Below are 20,362 nucleotides of genomic sequence, written 5' to 3'. Positions count from 1 at the left end.
CCTAGCTGAGCATTGTTGCAGCTCCGGGAACCCTCGCTTCCCGCCTATCTACGGGCCAACAGCTCCGTCGCAAGGGCCGTCCACTCGTCTTCCAGCGACTGATCGGGAACGGACCGGCCGACACGTCGATACCACCAGCCGGCGTTGTTCAGGTCGCCTTCCTGGCGATGCAGATGCGCGTGCACCCGATCGCAATCCGGCTCGCCTTCGTGACTTTGGACACACTCGTGCGCCCGTTCCCAATCACCGTGCGCCAGCCACCACAGGGCCTGCACAGCCGGCGTGCTATCGGCCGGAGGCGTCGCCGCCGACAGGCTGCTTCGGAAGGTATCGATGGTCGTCATGGCCGCAGGCCCCTCCTAACGAACCGTCATGATCGCCCTGGGACGGTACTACTTCACTCCACCGGCCGACAGGCCCTGCACGATTTCCTTCTGGATGATGATGGTGAGCACGATCACCGGCAGCATGACCACGATGGCGGCGGCGGCGAGCGGGCCCCAGGCGAAGCTTTCGAAGGTCAGCATGTTGTAGACCGCGACCGGCATGGTGCGCGTCGTGCGACCGGCGAACACCGCGCCGAAGATGAAATTGTTCCACGACGAGATGAAGGCCAGGATTGCGCCGACCACGATGCCCGGCCGGCTGAGCGGCAGAGCGACGTAACGGAAGGCTTGCCACAGGGTGGCACCATCGATGCGCGCCGCCTCCTCCAGCTCGTGCGGCTGTGTCTCGAAGAAGCCGATCATGATCCAGACCACGATCGGCAGGGTGATCACCATATGCGTCAGCGCGATCGGCCAGACCGTGCCGATCAGGCCCAGCACCTGGAACAGGGTGAAGAGCGGGATCAGGTAGGAAAGGCCAGGCGTCATGCGGCTGAGCAGCAACACGGCCGCCATCTTGTGCGCCCGGGCCTTGGCGATGCCGTAGCCCGCCGGCACGCCGAGCAACAGCGCCACCAGGGTGGCCGAGCCCGTCACCTGCACCGAGTTCCAGAAGTAGAGGAACATCGGGCTTTCTTCGAAGACCTTGGCGAAGTTGTCGAAGGTCACTTCCTCCGGCCAGAAGACCGGTGGCCAGGCGGTGTTGTCGATGTCGTACTTCAACGAGAGCGACAGCATCCAGAAGAACACGAACAGGCAAGGGGCCAGCAGCACCGCGACGGTGGCCGCGAGCGCCACCTTGTCGACAACCTTGCGGATCTTGCGTTTGGTTCGAACGGTCAGAGCCATCTAGTTCAAGCCCACTTGGCTTTCTGGCGCGCCCACAGGAGCACCAGAGACAGCGCCACGATGATGCCGAAGAAAACCACGACCACTGCCGAAGCCGTGCCGACCTGGTTGTAGGCAAAGGCCTGGGCGTAGAGATAGACGTTCAGCACCTCCGACGCCGTGCCCGGTCCGCCGTTGGAGATCACCCAGATCGTCTCGAACACCTTGAGCGCGTCGATGGTGCGCATGATCAGCGCCACGACCAGGAACGGCGCCACCAGCGGATAGGTGATCTTCCAGAACATCTGCCACTGGCTGGCACCGTCGATCAGCGCCGCCTCGTAGGGCTCGGTCGGCAATGATGCCAACCCACCCAGCACGATGATCATCACGAACGGCGTCCACAGCCAGATCTCGACCAGGATCAAGCTCGGGATCACCGTCCCCGGAGCATAGACCCATTGCGACGGCGGCAGGCCAACGAGGCTCAGCAGGTAGTTCAACACGCCGAGCTGGGGATGGAACATCATGGTCCAGATCAGCGACACGGCGACCGGAGTCGCCATCATCGGCATGATGAACAGCGTACGGAAGAAGCCGCGCCCACGGAACTTCTTGTGAAACACCAGCGCCGACACCGTGCCCAGTACCATCGGCAATATGACGGCCAGAATGGTGAAATAGATCGTGTGGCCGATCGATTCGAGGAATCGCCGGTTGGTCATCAGGTTCACGTAGTTGTCGAGCCCGATGAAGGTCTGTTTGCTGCCGATATGCCAATCGTTCAGGCTCATCCACACCGTGAAGATCCATGGGAAGATGATCACCGCCGAACTGACGATCAGCGCCGGCCAGATGAACAGAAGGTAGGGCCGCAGACGCCGTTCGCCGGCCGTCCGCGTCCCTGCCGCTATCGTTACGTCAGCCCCAGCCATACGCTACGCCCGACCCGTCCTGTGTGTTTCTAGCTTTGCTCGCTCTTGTCGAGAACGGGCTGAAACTCGGCGGTCGCTCGCTTCATTTCAGTGGCGGGATCGGCGCCGCCCAGCAGGTTGGTGAGCGCAGTTCCGATGACGTCGCGGAACTCGGTCACCGGCACGATCACAGGCAGGCCGGGCATGCTGATCGGCGCGCAGCCGGCAGCACACTCCGCCCATTCCCGGGGAACGGTGAGGCTCGAGAGCACCGCCGGATCCTTGAGCGGATTCGTACGGAACGGAATGCCGCCGCCTACCTGCAGCATGCGGCCCGCCATGGTGCGGCCGGTCATCCACAGCATCGTGTAATAGGCCGCCTCCTTGCGGGCGCTGGCCTTGGGGATGGCCATGCCGGTGCCGAAAGTCACCGAACCATGTCCCTTCGGGCCGGACGGCGGCAGGCCGTATCCGACCTTGCCGACGACACGGCTCTTGGTCTTGTCCTCGACGGGTGCGGCAAAGCCCGTGGCATCGATCCACATCGCCGCCTTGCCCTGCATGAAGAGGCCCTGCGCTTCGTTCCAGTTGAAGCCGGCGATGCCGGCCGGACCATAGGACGAGAGTAGCTTCTTGTAGTAGGCCGCCGAGGCGATCGCGTCGGGCGTATCGGTGATCAGCTTCAGTGGCTTGCCGGCGACGGTCTCCTGGCCCCAGCCCGAGAGAAGCTGCGTCCACAGCACGACATTGGCATTGCGCACGCCACGACCGACGAAGCCCGAGATTCCGGCCGCGGGATCGTTGAGCGCAGCAGCGGCGGTCATCATCTCGTCGAGCGTCTTGGGAAAGGCGACGCCCTTCTTCGCGAACAACTCCTTGTTGTAGTAGACCATGAAGTAGTCGCACAGGATCGGCAGGGCATTGACCTTGCCGTCGGACGTGGTCGCGAAGCTCATGCCGAGCTTCGAGATGTCACCGAGTTCGTACTCGGCCGGCATCATCTGCGGATCCTTCAGCCAGTCGGTGATCTCGAGCAGCCAGCCGCCCTTCTCGAACTGGCGCTTCTGGACATGGAAGGCAAAGTTGAAGAGGTCGAAGGACGGCTTGCCCGAGTTCAGCTCGATCGCCACCTTCTGCCGCGCCTGCTGCTCGGGGATCACCTCGATACCGAGCTTGATACCGGTCTGGTCGAGGAACTCCTTCTGATACTTCTTCATCAGATCGGCGCGTGGGCCGGTTTCCATCAACACTTCGACCTGCTGGCCCTTGAAGCGCTGCCAGTTGAAGGCGCCGCTTTGCGAATAGGCAGTGACGGTATTCAGCATCGGCGCGGCGAGACCGCCCAGGACAGCAGCCCCCTGCAACGCACGGCGACGCGTGATCGAACGAGACGACATTTGCTTCCTCCGGACTCTTTTCTTTTCGTGGGTTTTCCCAACGTTGAGGCGAAGCCTAGTAGAACCGATGCACGGCGTCACGATCCTTTGCGCATCTCTGGTGTGAGGTGCCTGGTGAATGCCCAGAAGAGAAATGCGGTTCCGCTGAGCACCGCTCCCAGAAGGCAGACGCCGTTCCATCCGGCCTCGGCATAGATCAGCGTCGAGCCGATTGATCCGCTGGCGCTGCCGAGCGAGTAGAACAGCATGTATCCCGCCACGAGACGGCTGCGCGCTTCAGGTCGCACGCGATAGATCAGACTCTGATTGGCGACATGGACGGACTGCAGACCGAAATCGATAGCCACAACGCCGACGACCAAACTCCACAACGACCAGGGAAGAAGCGCGATTACGCCCCAGGACAGAAACATGAGGATCAATCCGATGCCGGTTGTCCGTTGCGCAAATCCTCGATCCGACAACCGGCCTGCCCTCGACGCGCCGAGCGCACCAGCGGCACCGGCGAGGCCAAACAGACCGATCTCTGTATGCGATAGCGAGAACGGCGGCGCTGCGAGCGGCAACACCATCGGTGTCAGCAGCGTCGTGATCGCTGCAAAGATCAGCAGCGCGAGGACCGCGCGAACGCGCAGCACCGGCTCCTCGACGAACAGCATGAACACCGAGCCGATCAAGCGTGGATAGGAAACGCGCGCACTGCGCTCGGTCTGCCGCGGCAGCGCCTGACTGAGCGCAGCGATGACCAACAGCGTCGCGACCGCCGAAACTAGGTACACGGACCTCCAGCCGAAGAGATCCGACAAAGTGCCAGACACCGAACGGGCCAGCAGGATGCCGAGAACGATACCGCTGGTCACCACACCGACAATCCTGCCGCGCTCCGACGGATCGGCGAGATGGGCGGCATAGGCGACCAGCACCTGCGTCACGACCGCCAGGAGGCCGACCATCGCCATGCCGGCCAGCAAGGCAACACTGGTCGGGGCAAAGGCTACAGCGAGCAGCGCCAGCACGGAGAGGAGCGACTGCCCCAGGATCAGGCGACGGCGATCCAGCAGGTCCCCCAATGGGACGATCAGAAGCAGGCCGGCGCCATAACCGATCTGCGTGACCGTGATGACGATGCCCACGTTGGCGTGACTGATCCCGAAGGTATCGGCGATCGTGTCGAGCAGCGGTTGGGCATAGTAGACGTTCGCGACTGCCAGCCCGCAGGCGACGGAAAACAGCAGCGCGACGCCGCGGGACAAGGACAGCGTGACGGGCGCCGCTCCCGCATCATTCGATACCGAACTGCAGTTGATGCTCATGCGAGACCTCGGGGCGGTTTCGATAGACTGGTTTTAAATTAAAACCTCATTGCCTTTAACTTGTCTGGTTGTAATATGCAACCTAATGGTCAAACGGATTAGTCACCGGGATGCGCTTTGCCCCGTCGCACGGCCGCTCGACGCGATCGGCGATTGGTGGTCGCTGCTCATCGTCCGCGATGCCTTCGGCGGGCTACGGCGATTCGGGGAGTTTCAGAAGAGCCTGGGGTTGGCCAAGAACATCCTCTCGGCACGCCTGAAGAACCTCGTCGAGCACGATGTGCTGGAGACTGTCCCGGCATCGGACGGCAGCGCCTATCAGGAGTATGTGCTGACCGAGAAAGGCCGCGGGCTGTTCCCCCTTCTGGTCGCCTTGCGGCAATGGGGCGAGGACTACTTCTTCCGGCCGAGCGAGGGCCACGTCACGCTTGTCGACCGCAAACGCGGCAAGCCCGTGCGCCGGCTGGAGCTGCGCGCTCAGGACGGCCGCCTGTTGGAGCCGGAAGACACCTATGTGAAGGCGTGCTAGCTAGAGCGACGACTCGAAAGCGGCGGTGCGATCTCTTCCAGCGATTTGCACTCGGCCGCGACGCCGAGCTTCAGGGTGACCAGTGCAGCCGCGATCATCAGCACTGCCCCCAGGAGATAGCCCCAGAAGATTTCTAACGAGCTGCCGCCTTCGATCAGGACGCCGAACAGCCACGGCCCGCCGACGCCACCGAACAACGTGCCGAAGGCATAGAAGAGCGCAATGGTGAGGGCACGGATCTCGAGCGGGAAACACTCGCCCACCGTGAGGTAGGCCGAGCTTGCCGCGGCTGACGCAAAGAAGAAGACGATGCTCCACATTGCTGTCTGCGTGGTCGCGTCGAGATGGCCGGCATGGAACATCCAGCCGGTCAGCGCCAGCAGGACACCGGACAGAGCATAGGTGGTCACAATCATCTGTCGACGTCCCCAGCTGTCAAACAGCGGCCCGAGCAGCAGTGGGCCCAGGAAGTTGCCGATCGCGAATGGCAGGATGTAGAGGCCAACTTTGTCAGCCGGCACGCCGTAGAAGCGCGACAGGATCAGCGCGTAAGTGAAGAAGATCGCGTTGTAGACGAAGGCCTGCGCCGCCATCAGCACGATGCCCAAGGTCGTACGACCGGGATAGACCCGGAGCAACGTCCGGCCGACGGAAAGCAGCGTCGTCTTGTGAGTCTCTCCGAGCAGCAGCGTCGCCTTCACCGGCTCGAGGACGACCTTCCCATCCGCCACGATCCTCGCCTCGATCTCTTCGATCACTTTCTCCGCTTCGCGCGGGCGGCCGTGAAGCATCAGCCAGCGCGGACTCTCCGGAAGGAATCGCCGTAGGTAGAGAATGACCAGTCCCAGCACGGCACCGCTGCCGAAAGCGACCCGCCAGCCCATGTCGGGGCTCAGGAACTCGGGATCGAGCAGCCATACCGAGAGCAGCGCGCCCATCGCTGCACCGACCCAGAAGCTGCCGTTGATGGCGAGATCGATGCGGCCGCGCAGGCGCGCGGGGATCAGTTCCTGGATCGCCGAGTTGATAGCGGCGTACTCACCGCCGATGCCGGCGCCGGTCAGGAAGCGAAACAGCATGAAGCTCGTGAAGTCCCACGAGAAGGCCGTCGCCGCCGTGGCGACGAGGTAAACGCCCAACGTCACATTGAACAGCCTCTTGCGGCCCAATCGGTCCGTGAGGTGACCGAAGAACAGTGCTCCCAGCACGGCGCCTGCGAGATAGGCGCTACCGGTGAGGCCCACCTGCTCCGCCGTGAGTTGGAGCCGCGGGCTGGTCTGTAGCGCCGCCGCCACCGAGCCCGCCAGGGTAACCTCGAGCCCGTCGAGGATCCAGGTGATGCCGAGCGCAATCACCACCAGGCGGTGGAAACGGCTCCAGGGAAGGCGATCAAGGCGCGCGGGGACGTCGGTTTGCACCGGGGTGCAACGCACCAGCCGCCGGATAGTTCAATACGCGCGATTTAGCCCGGAACCTTTAATCTGTCCCACCCTGTCGAGTTTCACCTGATCGTCAGACCATTGCGGACGTTCTTAACGCCGTAGACCTGCTCCGCTACGTCCTGGGCACGAAGTAGCTCCGGCTGATCCGCGACAGTGCCCGTCAGTGTCACTTCACCGTCGTCGACCTGAACCTCGACGTTCGAGGCGTCGAGCAACGGATCGGCGGCCATGCATTCGCAAATGTCTTCGCGTATTTGGCTGTCGAGACGCCTGTAAGCCGCTCGGACCGGTCGCCCCGCTTGATCATAAGTAAAGGCGTTGGCGCGTTCGCGACCGACATGCGACGCGCCGCCATAACTTCCAGATTTGTTGGCCAAGCCGGCCTCCGCAAAAGAATCTCCCATACAGACAACGATGAAGCCGCACGTCAGTTGCGGCGCTGGGGAGGAAAGCGCCCGCCTAGCCTTAGTCACAATCAGTGGAACTCTCACGCCGAGTGCCCGTTGGAAGGGCAGAAGGCGAGGAGATGCACATGGTGGACGCAGTCGTAGTCGAAACCCATCCCGTACCGATGAGATCGACGGTGTCGTGGCCGGCGATCATCGCCGGCGGTTTCGTAGCGGCCGCCCTTACCCTGATGCTTCTGGCCCTGGGCGCCGGACTGGGTTTCAGCGTCGTTTCGCCCTGGTCGGGCCCACCCGACATCAGCACAACCACCGCCGCAACAGTGGGCGGCATCTACATGGCGGTGACTGCTGTGCTGTCCTCGGCGATTGGCGGCTATATCACCGGTCGACTGCGGACCGGCTGGGCGCAGGCGCCGCTCGACGAAGTCTACTTCCGCGATACCGCGCACGGGGTGGTATGCTGGGCCTTCGCGACCGTCATGGGCGCGGCCTTGCTGGCCTCGGCAGCGACGGTCGTGAGTGGCGGCATTGCCAGCCGCTCCAACCAGAACGGCGCGAGCCAATCGATCGCCGATCCCACCGCGTCGATCCTCGATCGCCTGTTCCGGCCGGATTACGGCGCATTGGCGGGCGGTACCGGTCAGCGAGCGGCAGGCGTCTTTGCCGGCGGCCGTGATCTTGCGGCCGATCGCGACGTCGCACGGCGTATCCTGCTCACCTTCGACCAGCGAGGCCGGACCGAGTTCACCGGTGATGACCGGCAGTACCTCGCGCAGATGGTCGCGGCCCGCACCGGGCTCGAACCGGCCGCGGCCGAGCAGCGCGTCAGCGCAATCGAGGCGGAGGTGAGGGTCAAAGCCGATGCCGCACGCCGTGCCGCCGCCCATCTATCGTTCTGGTTGGTCGCGTCACTGCTCATGGGCGCCGTGGCAGCAGGCCTTACCGCCGCTGAAGGCGGTGCCGCCCGCGACGGGCGATCTTAGTCGGCTGGCAATCATTTACTCAAAAGGAGGATATCATGGGTCGTTCCATCTTGCTCTGGCTGCTCGGCGTTCCTATTCCGATCATCATCCTGCTCGCGATCTTCTGGCGTTAGGTATCCCCTAGTCAGAAAGGCGTACAAGGAAGGTCGATAATGGCAGCAGCTCGGTCCCCGAAGAAAGTTGCCGCACGCTATCGCAGCCTCCAGCGCCGCAGAGCGCGGGCTGACCGTAGCCGCCCGCCGTTCGCGGCCGACAAAGCGATGCAGGCCGGGGCACGGCCTTATCCCGTGCCACCCTTGCCTCGACAGCATCAAGCAAAGCCCGGCCACGAAACCCGGCTCGATCCGCCGCCGATGTATGAAGCGCCCTTCTATCGCGGCTCCGAAAAGCTGTTGGGCCGCGTGGCACTCGTCACGGGTGGCGATTCAGGCATCGGCCGCGCCGTGGCCGTGCTCTTCGCACGCGAGGGCGCCGACGTGGCGATCATCCATCTCGACGAGGCACAAGATGCCGAGATCACGCGCGCCGCCGTCGAAGCCGAAGGGCGGCGTTGCCTGGTGCTGCAAGGCGACGTCAGCCGTCGCGCCTTCTGCTTCCGCGCTGTCGAGCGCACAGTCAAGGCATTCGGTCGTCTCGACGTGCTGGTCAACAATGCGGCCTTCCAGCTCCATGCCTTGCGTGTCGAGGATCTTAGCGAGGCGCAGTTCGACCGTACGCTCAAGACCAATCTCTATGGCTACTTCCACATGGTTCAGGCGAGCGTGCCGCACATGAAGCCGGGTTCGGCCATCGTCAACAACGGCTCCGTGACCGGCTTGCACGGCAGCAAGTATCTGCTCGACTATTCGATGACCAAGGGCGGCATCCATGCGTTTACGCGTTCGCTCGCTGGGCATTTGGTGCCGCGCGGCATCCGGGTGAATGCAGTCGCGCCCGGGCCGGTATGGACACCGCTCAATCCCGCCGACAAGAAAGCGTCCGACGTCGCGACGTTCGGCGCCGATGTGCCGATGAAACGCCCCGCGCAGCCCGAGGAAATCGCGCCGGCGTTCGTCTTCCTCGCCTCGCCCCATTGCTCCAGTTACATAACCGGTGAAATCCTGCCGGTGATCGGCGGCTACGGCTGACAGGCATCGCGCGCCCCTGCATCGCTGGTTTGCCGATGCCGCGCTGGTGAGCGGGCGGCCTGCCACCTAGAGTGGCGCCATGACCGACAATACGATGGCCGCGGGTTCAGCGCCCGCGGCGGTGCAAGCCTCTCCGACAGCAGCGGCCTCCGCCAACAACACGACCTTTGCGGTCATCCTGTCGCTCAGCTTCTGCCATCTGCTCAACGACATGATGCAGTCGCTGGTGCCGGCGCTCTATCCCATCCTCAAGGATTCATACGCACTGACATTCGGCCAGATCGGGTTCATCACCCTCGCCTTCCAGTGCACTGCATCGATGCTGCAGCCCGTCGTCGGCATGTACACTGACAAGAAGCCCCAACCCTATTCCCTGATGGTCGGTATGGGCTTCACCCTGGTCGGCCTGCTGCTGATGTCCCAGGCCAGCTCCTATCCGGTGATTCTGCTGGCCGCCGCACTGATCGGCATGGGCTCCTCGGTGTTCCATCCCGAAGCCTCGCGTGTCGCGCGCATGGCGGCGGGCGGCCGGTACGGCCTCGCCCAGTCGCTGTTCCAGGTCGGTGGCAACATGGGCTCGGCCGCGGGTCCGCTGCTGGCAGCCTTCATCGTCGTACCGCACGGCCAGCAGAGCATCGTCTGGTTCTCGGCCGCGGCTCTCGTGGCCATGATCGTGCTGTTCCAGGTCGGCAGCTGGTACAAGGCGCGCCGCACGGTGTCGAAGCCGGCAGCGCGCAAGGCAGCCGCGGATACAGGCGCAAGCGCCGCCCCGCTGACGCGCCGTCGCGTCGGCATCGCTGTGGCGATCCTGGTGGCGCTGCTCTTCTCCAAGAACGTCTACAGCGCCAGCCTCGGCTCCTACTTCACCTTCTACCTGATCCAGAAGTTCGGCATGGAGGTGCAGACCGCGCAGCTCTACCTCTTCGCCTTCCTGGTCGGCATCGTCGTCGGCACGATCCTGGGTGGTCTGGTCGGTGACAAGGTCGGTCGCATCCCAGTCATGTGGTTCTCGATCCTGGGCGCTCTGCCCTTCGCCCTGATGCTGCCCCACGCCAACCTGTTCTGGACCGGCGTGCTGGCTGTCACCGTTGCGATCATCATGGCCTCGGCCTTCTCCGCCATCCTGGTCTATGCGCAGGATCTGCTGCCCGGTCGCGTCGGTCTGGTGGCCGGCATGTTCTTCGGTGTTTCCTTCGGTCTGGGCGGCCTCGGCGCGGCCGCCCTCGGCGAGATTGCCGACCATGCCGGCATCGAGGCCGTCTACAAGGTGACGCCGTTCCTGCTGCTGCTGGGCCTGCTCACGGCGTTCCTGCCGCGTCACCCCAGTCTCAATAGGTAGCCACGGCGATCACTTGAGGCTGGCTGCCACGATGCGGCCGGCCTCGGCGATCACGTCGTTGCGCGCCTCGTCCGATATCGTCGAGCCGGTGTAGTAGACCGTCACCAGCAGCGGCGCGCGGCCGGTCGGCCAGACGATCGCGATGTCGTTGGCGCTGCCATTGCCGCCCGTACCGGTCTTGTCGCCCACTTTCCATCCTGGCATCCCGGCGCGCAGGCGCTTGTCGCCCGTCTTGTTGGCGAGCAGCCACCCAGTGAGGCGTTCGCGCGACGCAGCCGACAGTGCATCGCCAAGAAGGAGCCGCTGCATCGTGCCCAGCATGGCGACAGGCGATGTGGTGTCGCGCGGGTCACCGGGCAGGCCCTCGTTGAGTGCAGTCTCGATACGATCGAGCCGAGTCGTCTGATCGCCCAGGCTGCGCGCATAGGCGGTGAGTCCGGCCGGCCCGCCAAAGCTCGCGAGCAGCAGATTACCCGCGGTGTTGTCGCTGAGCGTCATCGTGGCATCGCACAGCTCCGCCACCGACAGACCCGCCGGACCGACATGGTCCTTGGTGATCGGCGAATAGGTCACGAGATCCTGGGCCGAGTAGACGATACGGCGATCGAGCCGTTCCTCGCCGCGATCGACGCGCGCCAGAGCGAAGGCTGACGCCAGGAACTTGAAGGTGCTGCACATCGGGAAGCGTTCTTCACCGCGATAGCCGATGCGCCGGCCGCTCGCCGAGTCGAAGGCTGCCACCCCCAGCCGACCTCCATTGCGGCGTTCCAGCTCGGCGAATTTGACCGTCGCATCGTTGGCAAAAGCCGGCATTGCCAGGAGAGGAACGGTCAGAAGGGGTGCTGCGAGGACGGCGCGGCGGGCGAGCTGTGCAGGCATGTCTTCTCCTTGGGTAGAGGGGAGAGGACTCCTGAACCGCGAATATGGCGCGCGATAGGCGTGCATGCCTCACGCACTATGCCTGCGTCGCCGGAACGATGGTAAGGTTACAGTCGAATGGCACGCCCGCCCAAACCTGCCTCACGCCCCATGGCTCGCGCCATGGCCGTATTCTCAGGCGCCGGTCGGTCCGGCCGCAACGAGGCGCCCTGGCGGACCTGGCTGCGCCGCAGCCTGCCGGTGATCGGCGTGATCGCCGTGGTCCTGCTTATCTCGGCCATTGCCTTCTACGTCTATGACAGCAACCGCCGCGGCGCGATCATCCTATCCAACGACCTGATCACTGCCATCGACCGGCGTGTCGAAGTCCAGATGCACGCCTATCTCTCGCCGGCGCAGCAGTTCCTCGAACTGGCGGGCGCGGCAGCGCAGGGCCGCAGCGTTGCCGAGGGCGGTCCCGAAGCTGAACGATTCGCGCTGAATGCCCTGCCGACGATTGGGCCGGTCACTGGTTTCAGCTATGCCGATCCCGAGGGCAACTTCCAGTTCATCGTCCGCAACGAGCAGGGCGGCTACGACACCAAGACGATCGACGTCCGCGACGGCAACCGCCGCGTCACCTGGGTTCGGCGCGACGCCACCGGCAAGGTGACGGCGACCGAAACCGATCCGTCCGACACCTTCGATCCCAGGACGCGGCCCTGGTACCAGGGCGCGGAGCAGAGCAAGAAACCTTTCTGGACACCCACCTATCTGTTCTTCACCGTCAAGAAGCCCGGCATCTCGTTTGCCATTCCGAACTACGACGCCGACGGCAAGCTCGTGAATGTGCTCAGTGTCGACATCGAGCTCGCCACGCTTTGCGCCTTCCTGAAACAGCTCGGTATCGGCGTCAGTGGCAAGGCCCTGATCATCGACAAGCAGGGCCGGATCGTCGCCTATCCCAGTGACGACTGGCTGCCGGCCGACCGCCCCGACGTGACCTCGCCGCTGCTCGACGAGATCGGCGATCCGGTGCTGACGCGGGTCTACAACCGGCTGCGCGTCGAAGGCTACGGCCGCCAGGTTCTCGATATCGACGAGCGCCGCATCATCGTCTCGTCCGAGCCCGTAAAGATGTTGAGCGGCCACAACTGGGTGGTCCTGATCGTCGTGCCCGAGACCGATTTCACGGGCTTTGTCGTCGATAGCGGCTGGGCGGCGCTGTTCATGTCCGTGGTCGTGGTGCTGCTCATAGCAGGACTGACCGGCCTGATGGCCTGGCGCTCCATGCTGGCCGACCGCCGTGCTACCGCCGCCGCAACCCGGCAACAGGCCCTGGAGCTTCGCACGCAGGCCTTCGTCGACCTCGCCCAAGGGGCTGCGACTGCCGATGGTCTTGCCGGCGAGAACCTGCAGAGCGCAACCGAAAGTGCGGCAACGGCATGCGACGCCAAACGCGTGGCGATCTGGCGGCTCACGTCCGACCGGCGCACGCTCACCTGTGAGGATTGCTTCGACCGCACCGTCGACGACCATACTGCCGGCCTCGAATTCCATCGCGATGAGATGCCTCATCTCTTCGCCGCCGTCGACAAGGGGGCACCAATCGACGCCGCCGATGCGGGACGCGACCGGCGCACCTCCGAGCTGTTCACGAGCTATCTGGAGCCTTTGGGAATCTCGCGGGTCTACCTCGCCCCCATCGTCGCGGCCGGACAGTCGATCGGCCTGCTGAGTGTCGAGGACCCGCGGCAAGGCGATCGCGCGGCGGGGCTCGCGGCCTTCTGCGATGCATTGTCGATCCTGCTGGCGCTGCGGTTCACCGCCGCGACACCGGGCGCCCTGGCGACCTCTTCGCAGGCTCTCGCTGCGGCCGTGATGCCGCCCCCCGCCGAGGAGAGGCCGCCGGACAGTTTCCTGCAGCGCCAGGCTCGGCTCGAACGCACCTTGCTGCAGCAGGGCGCGGCTCTCGAAGATGTGCGCGAATCCTCTGTCGACCGCGCGGCCGTCGGCGTGATCAAGCTGCCGACCTGGACAAGCGTGACGCAACGGCCATCCGACAGCGGCCAGCGCACGGCGATGGATGCGATCGTCCATGAGCTGCGCCTCTCGATCGAACGCAGCGGCGCTACCTATGCCGCCCTGCTCGACGACCAGATCGTCGTGGCCGCGTTTTCGCCAGAGGCCGACAGCATCGGTGAAAATGCGCGCTGCGTGGCGACGGCGATGCTGGCGCTGCGCGATCGGCTGATCGAGTTCGAGGATCAGTGGAGCACCAGCCTCGACTTCCGTCTGGCCATCGATATCGGCACGGTGATGATCTCCACCGTCGGCACCGAACCGCCGACCCGTAGCCTGTGGGGCGGGGCCCTGGGCGTTGCCAAGGTGCTGGCCGCGACGGCCAGCCGACGCAGCGTCGCGGCCTCCGAGACTGCCTACGAAGTGTTGTCGGGCGATTTTCTCTTCCGGCCGCGCGGCAGTTATTTCCTGCCTGAGACCGGCACGATGCGGACCTTCGTCATGGTCGGCCGCACGTGATGGCGCCCACGACTTACAGCTTCGATCGCGGTCGAATTCGACGCGCGCTCGGCGGGTTGGGTGCGATCGTGCGCCAAGGCACCAGCAACCTGCTGCTCTTCGTCTCGTTCAGCGCGACGGTACTCGTCGTGGCCAGCCGCCGCTCGACCTGGCGTCGGCCGGTCTGGCTCGAGTTCAAGCGCATGCTGAACAACGTGGCCGTGCGGTCGCTGTCGACCACCGTCGCGACCGGCCTGCTGATCGGCGTGGCCCTGGTGTCACAGGCCGTCTACTGGCTCGCCGCGACCGGTCAGACCGGGCTAGTAGGCCAAGTGATCGTCATCCTGCTGATCCGTGAACTCGTGCCGATCCTGGTCGGATTGCTGATCTTCGGCCGCAACGGCACAGCCACCCTGATCGAGCTGGGCGAAGCACATACCGGCGGCTGGCTGCGGCTGTTCGAGATCCAGGGCCTCGACCCGATGGTCTTGCTGGTCGTGCCGCGGGCGCTGGCTTTTGCCCTGGGTGCCTTCTGCATGGCAACGGTTCTGCTGTTGTCGACCCTGCTCACAGGCTACCTGATCGCGCACGGTCTCGGTCTCATCGCCTATTCGATCTGGGATTTCTCCGACATGGTGCAACGCGCCATGACGGTGCGCGACTTCATCGTGCCACCGCTGAAATGCATCTTCATTGGCTTCTTCGTGGCGCTGGTCTGCTGCGCGACCGGACTCGGCCGTCGCGACGAGGGTGACGAACTGCAGCGTATCGTGCCGCGCGGCTTCGTGCGGTCGGCGCTGGCGATCCTGGTGATCAACGGCGTCTTCGATCTGGTGGGCTGAGATGGCGCGCCCCGCCCGATCGATCCTTTCCCTGCAAGCAGCAACTTTAGGCGAGCGCCAGCTCTCCACCACGACCACCCGCATCGACCTCGAGCTGCCGCGCGGCGGCGCCACGCTGGTGCAGGTCGACGACGAGATCGATGCCGTGGCGCTGGTCGACCTCTGCATCGGCCTCGCCGCGCCGACCGACGGGCAAGTGCGTTTCCTCGGCGTCGACTGGCAGGCGCGTGGCGCGCGCGAGCGGCTGACGCGCCGCCGCCGCATCGGCACCGTGGTACAGACACATGTCTGGCCCGCGCACATGAGCGTTCTCGAATCCGTGCTGGTGGCGCGCTTCTACCATTTCGACCGGCCGCGCGAGGAGGTGATCGCCGAAGCGACGGCGCTGGCCCGCCTGTTCGGTCTGCCCGGCCTGCCGGTTGGCCGGCGCGAGACGACGCCGCGGCGTGCGCTCGTTCGTGCAGCCTGCGTACGCGGCTTTCTCGGTGCACCCGATCTCATAGTGGTGCAGGATCAATCGCTCGAGGCCACGGCCGATCTCGCCGTGCCGATGGCGCAGGCGATCGCCGAAGCCTTGGATCGCGGCGCAACGGTACTGTGGATCGTTGAAAGCCTGGCAGCGGAAGCAGCTCGCTTCGTGACCGCCGAGCAGGTGTTCCGGCTCGGCGACCATGGCCTGGTGCAGGTGAGGAGGCGATGAAGCGCTCGATTTTCGGCGTCTACCAGTTCGACGAGCTCGTCGGCGCCGTCGTGCTGGCCTGCATCGGCGTGTTCGTCGCCGTTCTGATCAACGCCGGCCTGCTGAAGGACTGGTTCCAGCCCTCCTTCACCTTGCGCATTCTGCTGCCCGATGAAGGCGTCTCCGGACTGGCGCCGGGCGCCGAGGTTCAGGTGTTGGGCACGCGCGCCGGCGAGATCCGGCGCATCGTCATCGACCCCAACCAGCGCATGCATGCCGTGGCCCGCGTCGAGGACCAGATGCGGCCATTCATCCGCCGCGACTCCCAGGTCTCGATCCGCCGCCAGTTCGGTGTCGCGGGTGCGGCCTATCTCGATATCTCGCGCGGCACAGGGCCCGAGCTCGACTGGTCCTACGCGGTCGTCATAGCCCACAGCGAGCGTGCCGCGACCGACACGCTGGGCCAGATGATCGACGAGGTGCGCGCCAAGGTCCTGCCCATCCTGGACGAAGTGCAGAAGGCCGTGGTTGCCATCACGGCCGTCGCCCAGCGCGTCGGCGATCCGGCTGGACCGCTGGAGCAGACGCTGTCTTCGGCTGCCGGCATCGCGCGGCGGGTCGAGAGCGGTGAAGGCGTCGTCGGCCGGCTGATCGCCAACGACAAGATGGCGACCGATCTCGAAACGACCCTGGTGAGCGTCCGCGAACTCGCCAGCCAGCTCGAACGTACCTCGAAGGATCCGCGCATCGGCCAGATCCTGCAGAAAACCGATTCGGTGTTGGCCTCACTGCAGACTACGACACGCAATCTCGCGGCGACGACTCCGCAGATCACCCGCAACGTTACCGACACGACCGACGCTCTGCCCACGACCCTGCTGCAGGCCCAGCTCGCCGCCCGCGAGCTCGAACTCCTGCTTGGCCAGTTGCGCCATCATTGGCTCTTCGGGGGCAGCAGCGGCAGCAACGCCACCCCGGCTACCGGACGCCGCGCCCCGGCGATCGAGGTACGGCCGTGATGGTGTTGCGGATCGCCGCTCCCATCGCGGCGGCACTGCTGCTGGTCGCCTGCGGCGGTGGCACGCCGGCCGACCAGGGTCCGCCGCCCGACACCAAACTCGACACGGCCAACCGCGCCGGCACACAGGCCTTGTCGCTCGGTATGCCAGCGCAGGCTGTGCGCCAGTACAAGCTCGCCCTCTCCCGCGCCTACGAACGCGACGATGCCGAGGCCATCGCCGATACGGCCTACAATCTTGCCCTGGCAGAAATCCGCGCCGGCGATCCCAAGGCCGCGTTGCTGACGACACGGAATGCGCAGGCCGAGCTGCAGCGGCGCCAGGTCGCCGTGCCGGCCGAGCTGATGCTGGTTCAGGCCGCCGCCGCCTATCGTGCGGGCGATACCGCTACGGCCGCGACCGCTGCGCAGCAGGCACTGGAACTCAAGGCGCGCGACGTGGATACGGCGCCCCGCGCCTGGTTCATCCGCGGGCTGGTCGCAGCGGAGCGTGGCGATGGCGCCACCCTGGCACAAGCGATCGCTGCCATCGCGCCCAGCAAACAGGCAGATATCCAGGCCGACCGACAGGAACTGGTGGGCCGTGCCGCCTTGCTCGACGGCAATGCAGGTGCCGCCCTCACCTCTTTCGAACAGGCCGCCGCCAACCGGCAGCAGGCGATCGACTATCGCGGCATGGCCCGCGTATTGGCCCTTGCAGGTGAAGCTTCGCTGAAGCTCGGGAAGCCGTCGGAGGCCGCCGTCTTCTACCTGCGCGCCGGCCGAAGCAGCCTGTTGCAAGGTGACACCGCGGCGGCGACACCGCAGCTCAAGCGGGCGGAGGAGCTGGCGCGACAGACGTCGCAGATCAGCATCGTCGAGGAGATTGCGCGCCTGCGCAAAGCGGCCGCCGAGAGGGCGCCCGTCAGGACTTAGGCTTTCCGTCCCGCCTAGACTCGTGCCACGATCCGGTGCTTCCTGCCACTGGAGGGACCGATGAAAGATTTCGCAGGGAGGATTGCCGTCATCACCGGTGGCGGCACGGGCATGGGTCGCGAACTGGCCCGTCAGTTGGCGGCCGAAGGCTGCAACATCGCCATGTGCGATGTCTCTGGTGCCGCCATGGCCGAGACCAAGCGGCTTTGCGAGGCCGGCGGCATGAGCCAGGGCCAGCGCATCACCACGCACATCGCCGACGTCTCGAAGGAAGCCGACGTCGCGCGCTTCCGTGACGAAGTCGAGAAGGACCAGGAGTCCGACCGCATCCATCTGCTGTTCAACAATGCCGGTATCGGCGGCGGCGGCAGTTTCCTCGTCAATGGTCGTGACGAATGGGAGCGCACCTTCGACATCTGCTGGGGTGGCGTCTATCGCTGCACGCGTGCCTTCCTGCCGATGATGCGCCGCGCCGATGCCGGCCACATCGTCAACACGTCGAGCGTCAACGGCTTCTGGGCCTTCATCGCACCCGACATCCCGCAGACCGCCTATGCTGCCGCCAAGTTCGCGGTGAAGGGCTTCACCGAGGCGCTGATCACCGACCTGCGCCTCAACGCCCCTCACATCAAATGCTCGGTGGTGATGCCGGGCCATATCGGCACGTCGATCGCCTCGAATTCGCTCAAGGTGCAGACCGGCAACCAGGGCGAGGAGATCACTGCCCGCGAGATCGAACTGGCCCGCAAGCGCCTCGCGGCGCGCAACCCCGATATCGACAAGGTTTCCGACGAGGAGATCCGCAAGATGATCCTCGAACGGGCGCGGCGCTTCCTGGAGGATGCGCCGACGACAGCTGCCCAGGCTGCGACCATCATTCTGGACGGCGTGCGCAACGAGCGCTGGCGCATCCTGGTCGGTCGCGACGCCGAACTGATTGACGACCTGGTGCGCGCGACGCCGGAGAAGGCCTACGAGCCCGAGTTCTTCGCCGATTTCGCGGGCAAGGCCGGCTGGACCGTCGGCCGTTAGGAGGGGCGAGTCATGGTTGCCCAGCAACGCACACCGGCGCCCGACTTCGATGCCATCGTCATCGGTGCTGGCATGTCGGGCCTCTTCCAGCTCCACCGCCTGCGCGGACTGGGCATGAAGGTACGCGTCTTCGAGGCTGGCACCGGCGTCGGCGGCACCTGGTACTGGAACCGCTATCCCGGCGCGCGGTTCGATTCGGAGAGCTATTCCTACGGCTACTCCTTCTCGAAAGAGCTGCTGGAGGAATGGGACTGGACCGAGCATTTCTCCCCCCAGCCCGAGACGCTGCGTTACCTGAACCATGTCGCCGACAAGTTCGACCTGCGTCGCGACATCCAGTTGAGGAGCCGTGTCGCGGCGGCCCACTGGCACGAGGAAACGCGAAGCTGGCTCGTAACTCTGGAGGATGGCAGTTCAGCGACCGCGCGCTTCCTGATCACGGCGATCGGCCCCCTCTCCGCGCCCACGATGCCCCGCGTCGAGGGCGTCGAAAGCTTCAAGGGCCAGTCCTGCCACACCGCGCGCTGGCCGCACGAGCCGGTGAACTTCGAGGGCAAGCGCATCGCCGTGATCGGCACCGGTGCCACCGGCGTGCAGACGATCCAGGAGGTCGCAAAAACTGCGAAAAGCCTGACCGTGTTCCAGCGCACGCCCAATTGGTGCGCGCCCTTGCACAACGGCAAGATCGACAAGGCGGAGATGTCCGCCATTCGCGAAAGCTATCCCGATATCTTCCGGCGCTGCCAGGAGACCTTCGCCTGCTTCCTGCACACCGCCGATCCGCGCGCCACCTTCGACGTAACGGCCGAGGAGCGCGAGGCCTTCTTCGAGAAGCTCTACGGCGAACGCGGCTTTGGCATCTGGGTCGGCAACTTCAACGACATCCTGACCGACCCCAAGGCCAATGCGCTGATCTCCGATTTCGTGGCACGCAAGATCAGGAGCCGCGTCAAAGATCCGGCGGTAGCTGAGAAGCTGATCCCCAAGAACCACGGCTTTGGCACCCGCCGCGTGCCACTGGAGACGCGCTACTACGAGGTCTACAACCAGCCCAATGTCGAGCTGATCGACATCACCGAGACGCCGATCCAGCGCATCACGCCCACCGGCATTGCAACCAGCGCCCGCGAATTCGAGTTCGACATGATCGTCTATGCGACCGGCTTCGATGCGCTGACCGGCGCCTTCGACCGCATCGACTTCCGCGGTGTCGGTGGCCGGCGGCTGAAGGAGAAATGGGCCGAGGGGGCGGAGACCTTCGTCGGCATGTCGGTGGAGGGCTTTCCCAATCTGCTGCTGCTGCTGGGGCCCCATACAGCTTTGGGCAATATCCCCCGCAGCATCGAATACAATGTCGAATGGGTGACTGACCTGCTGCGTTTCATGCGCGAGCACGGGCTGACGCGCATCGACGCCACACCGGAAGGCGTCGAGGCCTGGATGAAGACGGTGCTCGATGCCTCAGTGGGATTGCTCTCCAACGAGGTGAACTCGTGGTTCACCGGCATCAACACCAATGTCGAGGGCAAGCAGACCCGGCGCATCGCACGCTACAGCGGCAGCGCCCCGGCCTACCGCGCCCGCTGCGACGAGGTCGCGGCGGCGAACTATCGCGAGATGGTGCTGAGCTGAGCTATAGCCTCGCGCCTTCAACCGGGATCAGGTGGCGGCGCGATGCCAAAGACGGAAACACCCGCCTGCTAGGCCTGAATGTGCCAGTCGTTTCCGATAACGCCGATATCCTGGGCCGAGAAGCCCACGCCCGCGGCCGGGGTCGAGCTCCAGAGGGCGACGGCGCCGTCGATGTTGCGCCACAGGATGTCGGCCTTGCTG

At 65.0% G+C, this 20,362-nt stretch carries 19 protein-coding genes; 11 read left to right on the top strand and 8 right to left on the bottom strand.

Features of this window, described 5'->3' with window-relative positions; translation table 11 throughout:
- Positions 1-44 precede the first annotated feature (44 nt).
- The 5 genes from EPO50_RS20125 to EPO50_RS20105 all read right to left on the bottom strand — a co-directional run bounded on the left by EPO50_RS20125 (position 45) and on the right by EPO50_RS20105 (position 4,838).
- On the bottom strand, positions 45-344 hold the full coding sequence (locus EPO50_RS20125) for a hypothetical protein (protein ID WP_296346806.1): 300 nt from the start codon (positions 342-344) through the stop codon (positions 45-47).
- Between the two features lie 48 nt (positions 345-392).
- Positions 393-1,235, bottom strand: coding sequence for a carbohydrate ABC transporter permease (locus tag EPO50_RS20120; protein ID WP_296346803.1), 843 nt, complete (start codon positions 1,233-1,235; stop codon positions 393-395).
- Positions 1,236-1,240: 5 nt separating this feature from the next.
- On the bottom strand, positions 1,241-2,149 hold the full coding sequence (locus EPO50_RS20115; protein ID WP_296346801.1) for a carbohydrate ABC transporter permease: 909 nt from the start codon (positions 2,147-2,149) through the stop codon (positions 1,241-1,243).
- A gap of 29 nt (positions 2,150-2,178) precedes the next feature.
- Entirely contained in the window at positions 2,179-3,525 is a 1,347-nt protein-coding gene (locus tag EPO50_RS20110) for an ABC transporter substrate-binding protein (RefSeq protein ID WP_296346800.1), read from the bottom strand.
- Positions 3,526-3,602: 77 nt separating this feature from the next.
- Positions 3,603-4,838 carry an MFS transporter gene (locus tag EPO50_RS20105; RefSeq protein ID WP_296346799.1) on the bottom strand — a complete coding sequence of 412 codons (1,236 nt, stop codon included), beginning with the start codon at positions 4,836-4,838 and terminating at the stop codon, positions 3,603-3,605.
- 85 nt (positions 4,839-4,923) lie between these two features.
- Here EPO50_RS20105 and EPO50_RS20100 point away from each other — a divergent pair, with 85 nt between their 5' ends.
- Positions 4,924-5,367 (top strand): helix-turn-helix domain-containing protein, encoded by a 444-nt coding sequence (locus tag EPO50_RS20100; RefSeq protein WP_296346798.1) that lies wholly within the window; start codon positions 4,924-4,926, stop codon positions 5,365-5,367.
- On the opposite strand, the gene EPO50_RS20095 is transcribed toward EPO50_RS20100, so the two are convergent.
- Together EPO50_RS20095 and EPO50_RS20090 are read right to left on the bottom strand one after the other, a co-directional pair.
- Positions 5,364-6,785, bottom strand: a complete 1,422-nt coding sequence (locus EPO50_RS20095; RefSeq protein WP_296346797.1) for an MFS transporter — start codon at positions 6,783-6,785, stop codon at positions 5,364-5,366. The two genes, EPO50_RS20100 and EPO50_RS20095, sit on opposite strands and share 4 nt — an antisense overlap.
- Positions 6,786-6,868: 83 nt before the next feature.
- Positions 6,869-7,186, bottom strand: a complete 318-nt coding sequence (locus EPO50_RS20090; protein WP_296346796.1) for a BON domain-containing protein — start codon at positions 7,184-7,186, stop codon at positions 6,869-6,871.
- A gap of 155 nt (positions 7,187-7,341) precedes the next feature.
- Between EPO50_RS20090 and EPO50_RS20085 the strand changes: the two genes are divergently transcribed.
- From EPO50_RS20085 to EPO50_RS20075, 3 genes are all read left to right on the top strand, one after another.
- Positions 7,342-8,199, top strand: coding sequence for a hypothetical protein (locus tag EPO50_RS20085; RefSeq protein ID WP_296346795.1), 858 nt, complete (start codon positions 7,342-7,344; stop codon positions 8,197-8,199).
- Between the two features lie 152 nt (positions 8,200-8,351).
- A complete protein-coding gene (locus tag EPO50_RS20080; protein ID WP_296346794.1) occupies positions 8,352-9,326 on the top strand; it encodes an SDR family oxidoreductase in 975 nt (324 codons plus the stop codon).
- A gap of 79 nt (positions 9,327-9,405) precedes the next feature.
- Complete coding sequence (locus EPO50_RS20075; RefSeq protein WP_296346793.1) at positions 9,406-10,665, top strand: MFS transporter; 1,260 nt, start codon at positions 9,406-9,408, stop codon at positions 10,663-10,665.
- Positions 10,666-10,674: 9 nt separating this feature from the next.
- On the opposite strand, the gene bla is transcribed toward EPO50_RS20075, so the two are convergent.
- Positions 10,675-11,544 carry a class A beta-lactamase gene (bla, locus tag EPO50_RS20070; protein ID WP_296346792.1) on the bottom strand — a complete coding sequence of 290 codons (870 nt, stop codon included), beginning with the start codon at positions 11,542-11,544 and terminating at the stop codon, positions 10,675-10,677.
- A 162-nt stretch (positions 11,545-11,706) separates the two neighbouring features.
- Here bla and EPO50_RS20065 point away from each other — a divergent pair, with 162 nt between their 5' ends.
- The 7 genes from EPO50_RS20065 to EPO50_RS20035 are packed head-to-tail and all read left to right on the top strand — an operon-like array spanning position 11,707 to position 20,161.
- Positions 11,707-14,064 carry a cache domain-containing protein gene (locus tag EPO50_RS20065; RefSeq protein ID WP_296346791.1) on the top strand — a complete coding sequence of 786 codons (2,358 nt, stop codon included), beginning with the start codon at positions 11,707-11,709 and terminating at the stop codon, positions 14,062-14,064.
- A complete protein-coding gene (locus EPO50_RS20060; RefSeq protein ID WP_296346790.1) occupies positions 14,064-14,885 on the top strand; it encodes an ABC transporter permease in 822 nt (273 codons plus the stop codon). The genes EPO50_RS20065 and EPO50_RS20060 overlap by 1 nt, the downstream gene beginning before the upstream one ends.
- A 1-nt stretch (position 14,886) precedes the next feature.
- Entirely contained in the window at positions 14,887-15,585 is a 699-nt protein-coding gene (locus EPO50_RS20055; RefSeq protein WP_296346789.1) for a hypothetical protein, read from the top strand.
- Positions 15,582-16,583: an MlaD family protein gene (locus EPO50_RS20050; protein WP_296346788.1), complete on the top strand. Its 1,002-nt coding sequence runs from the start codon at positions 15,582-15,584 to the stop codon at positions 16,581-16,583. The genes EPO50_RS20055 and EPO50_RS20050 overlap by 4 nt, the downstream gene beginning before the upstream one ends.
- The gene (locus EPO50_RS20045; protein ID WP_296346787.1) at positions 16,580-17,497 is read left to right on the top strand and encodes a hypothetical protein; all 918 of its coding nucleotides are present in this window, start codon (positions 16,580-16,582) and stop codon (positions 17,495-17,497) included. The genes EPO50_RS20050 and EPO50_RS20045 overlap by 4 nt, the downstream gene beginning before the upstream one ends.
- Positions 17,498-17,557: 60 nt before the next feature.
- Positions 17,558-18,529 carry an SDR family oxidoreductase gene (locus EPO50_RS20040; protein WP_296346786.1) on the top strand — a complete coding sequence of 324 codons (972 nt, stop codon included), beginning with the start codon at positions 17,558-17,560 and terminating at the stop codon, positions 18,527-18,529.
- Positions 18,530-18,541: 12 nt separating this feature from the next.
- The gene (locus EPO50_RS20035) at positions 18,542-20,161 is read left to right on the top strand and encodes an NAD(P)/FAD-dependent oxidoreductase (protein WP_296346785.1); all 1,620 of its coding nucleotides are present in this window, start codon (positions 18,542-18,544) and stop codon (positions 20,159-20,161) included.
- Positions 20,162-20,362 lie beyond the last annotated feature (201 nt).

Origin of the sequence: Reyranella sp. (genome assembly GCF_004297405.1) — a bacterium.
Classification (GTDB): Bacteria; Pseudomonadota; Alphaproteobacteria; order Reyranellales; family Reyranellaceae; genus Reyranella.
Note: the sequence above shows the minus strand (reverse complement) of the source record. Positions and strands in the feature narration are given on the sequence as shown.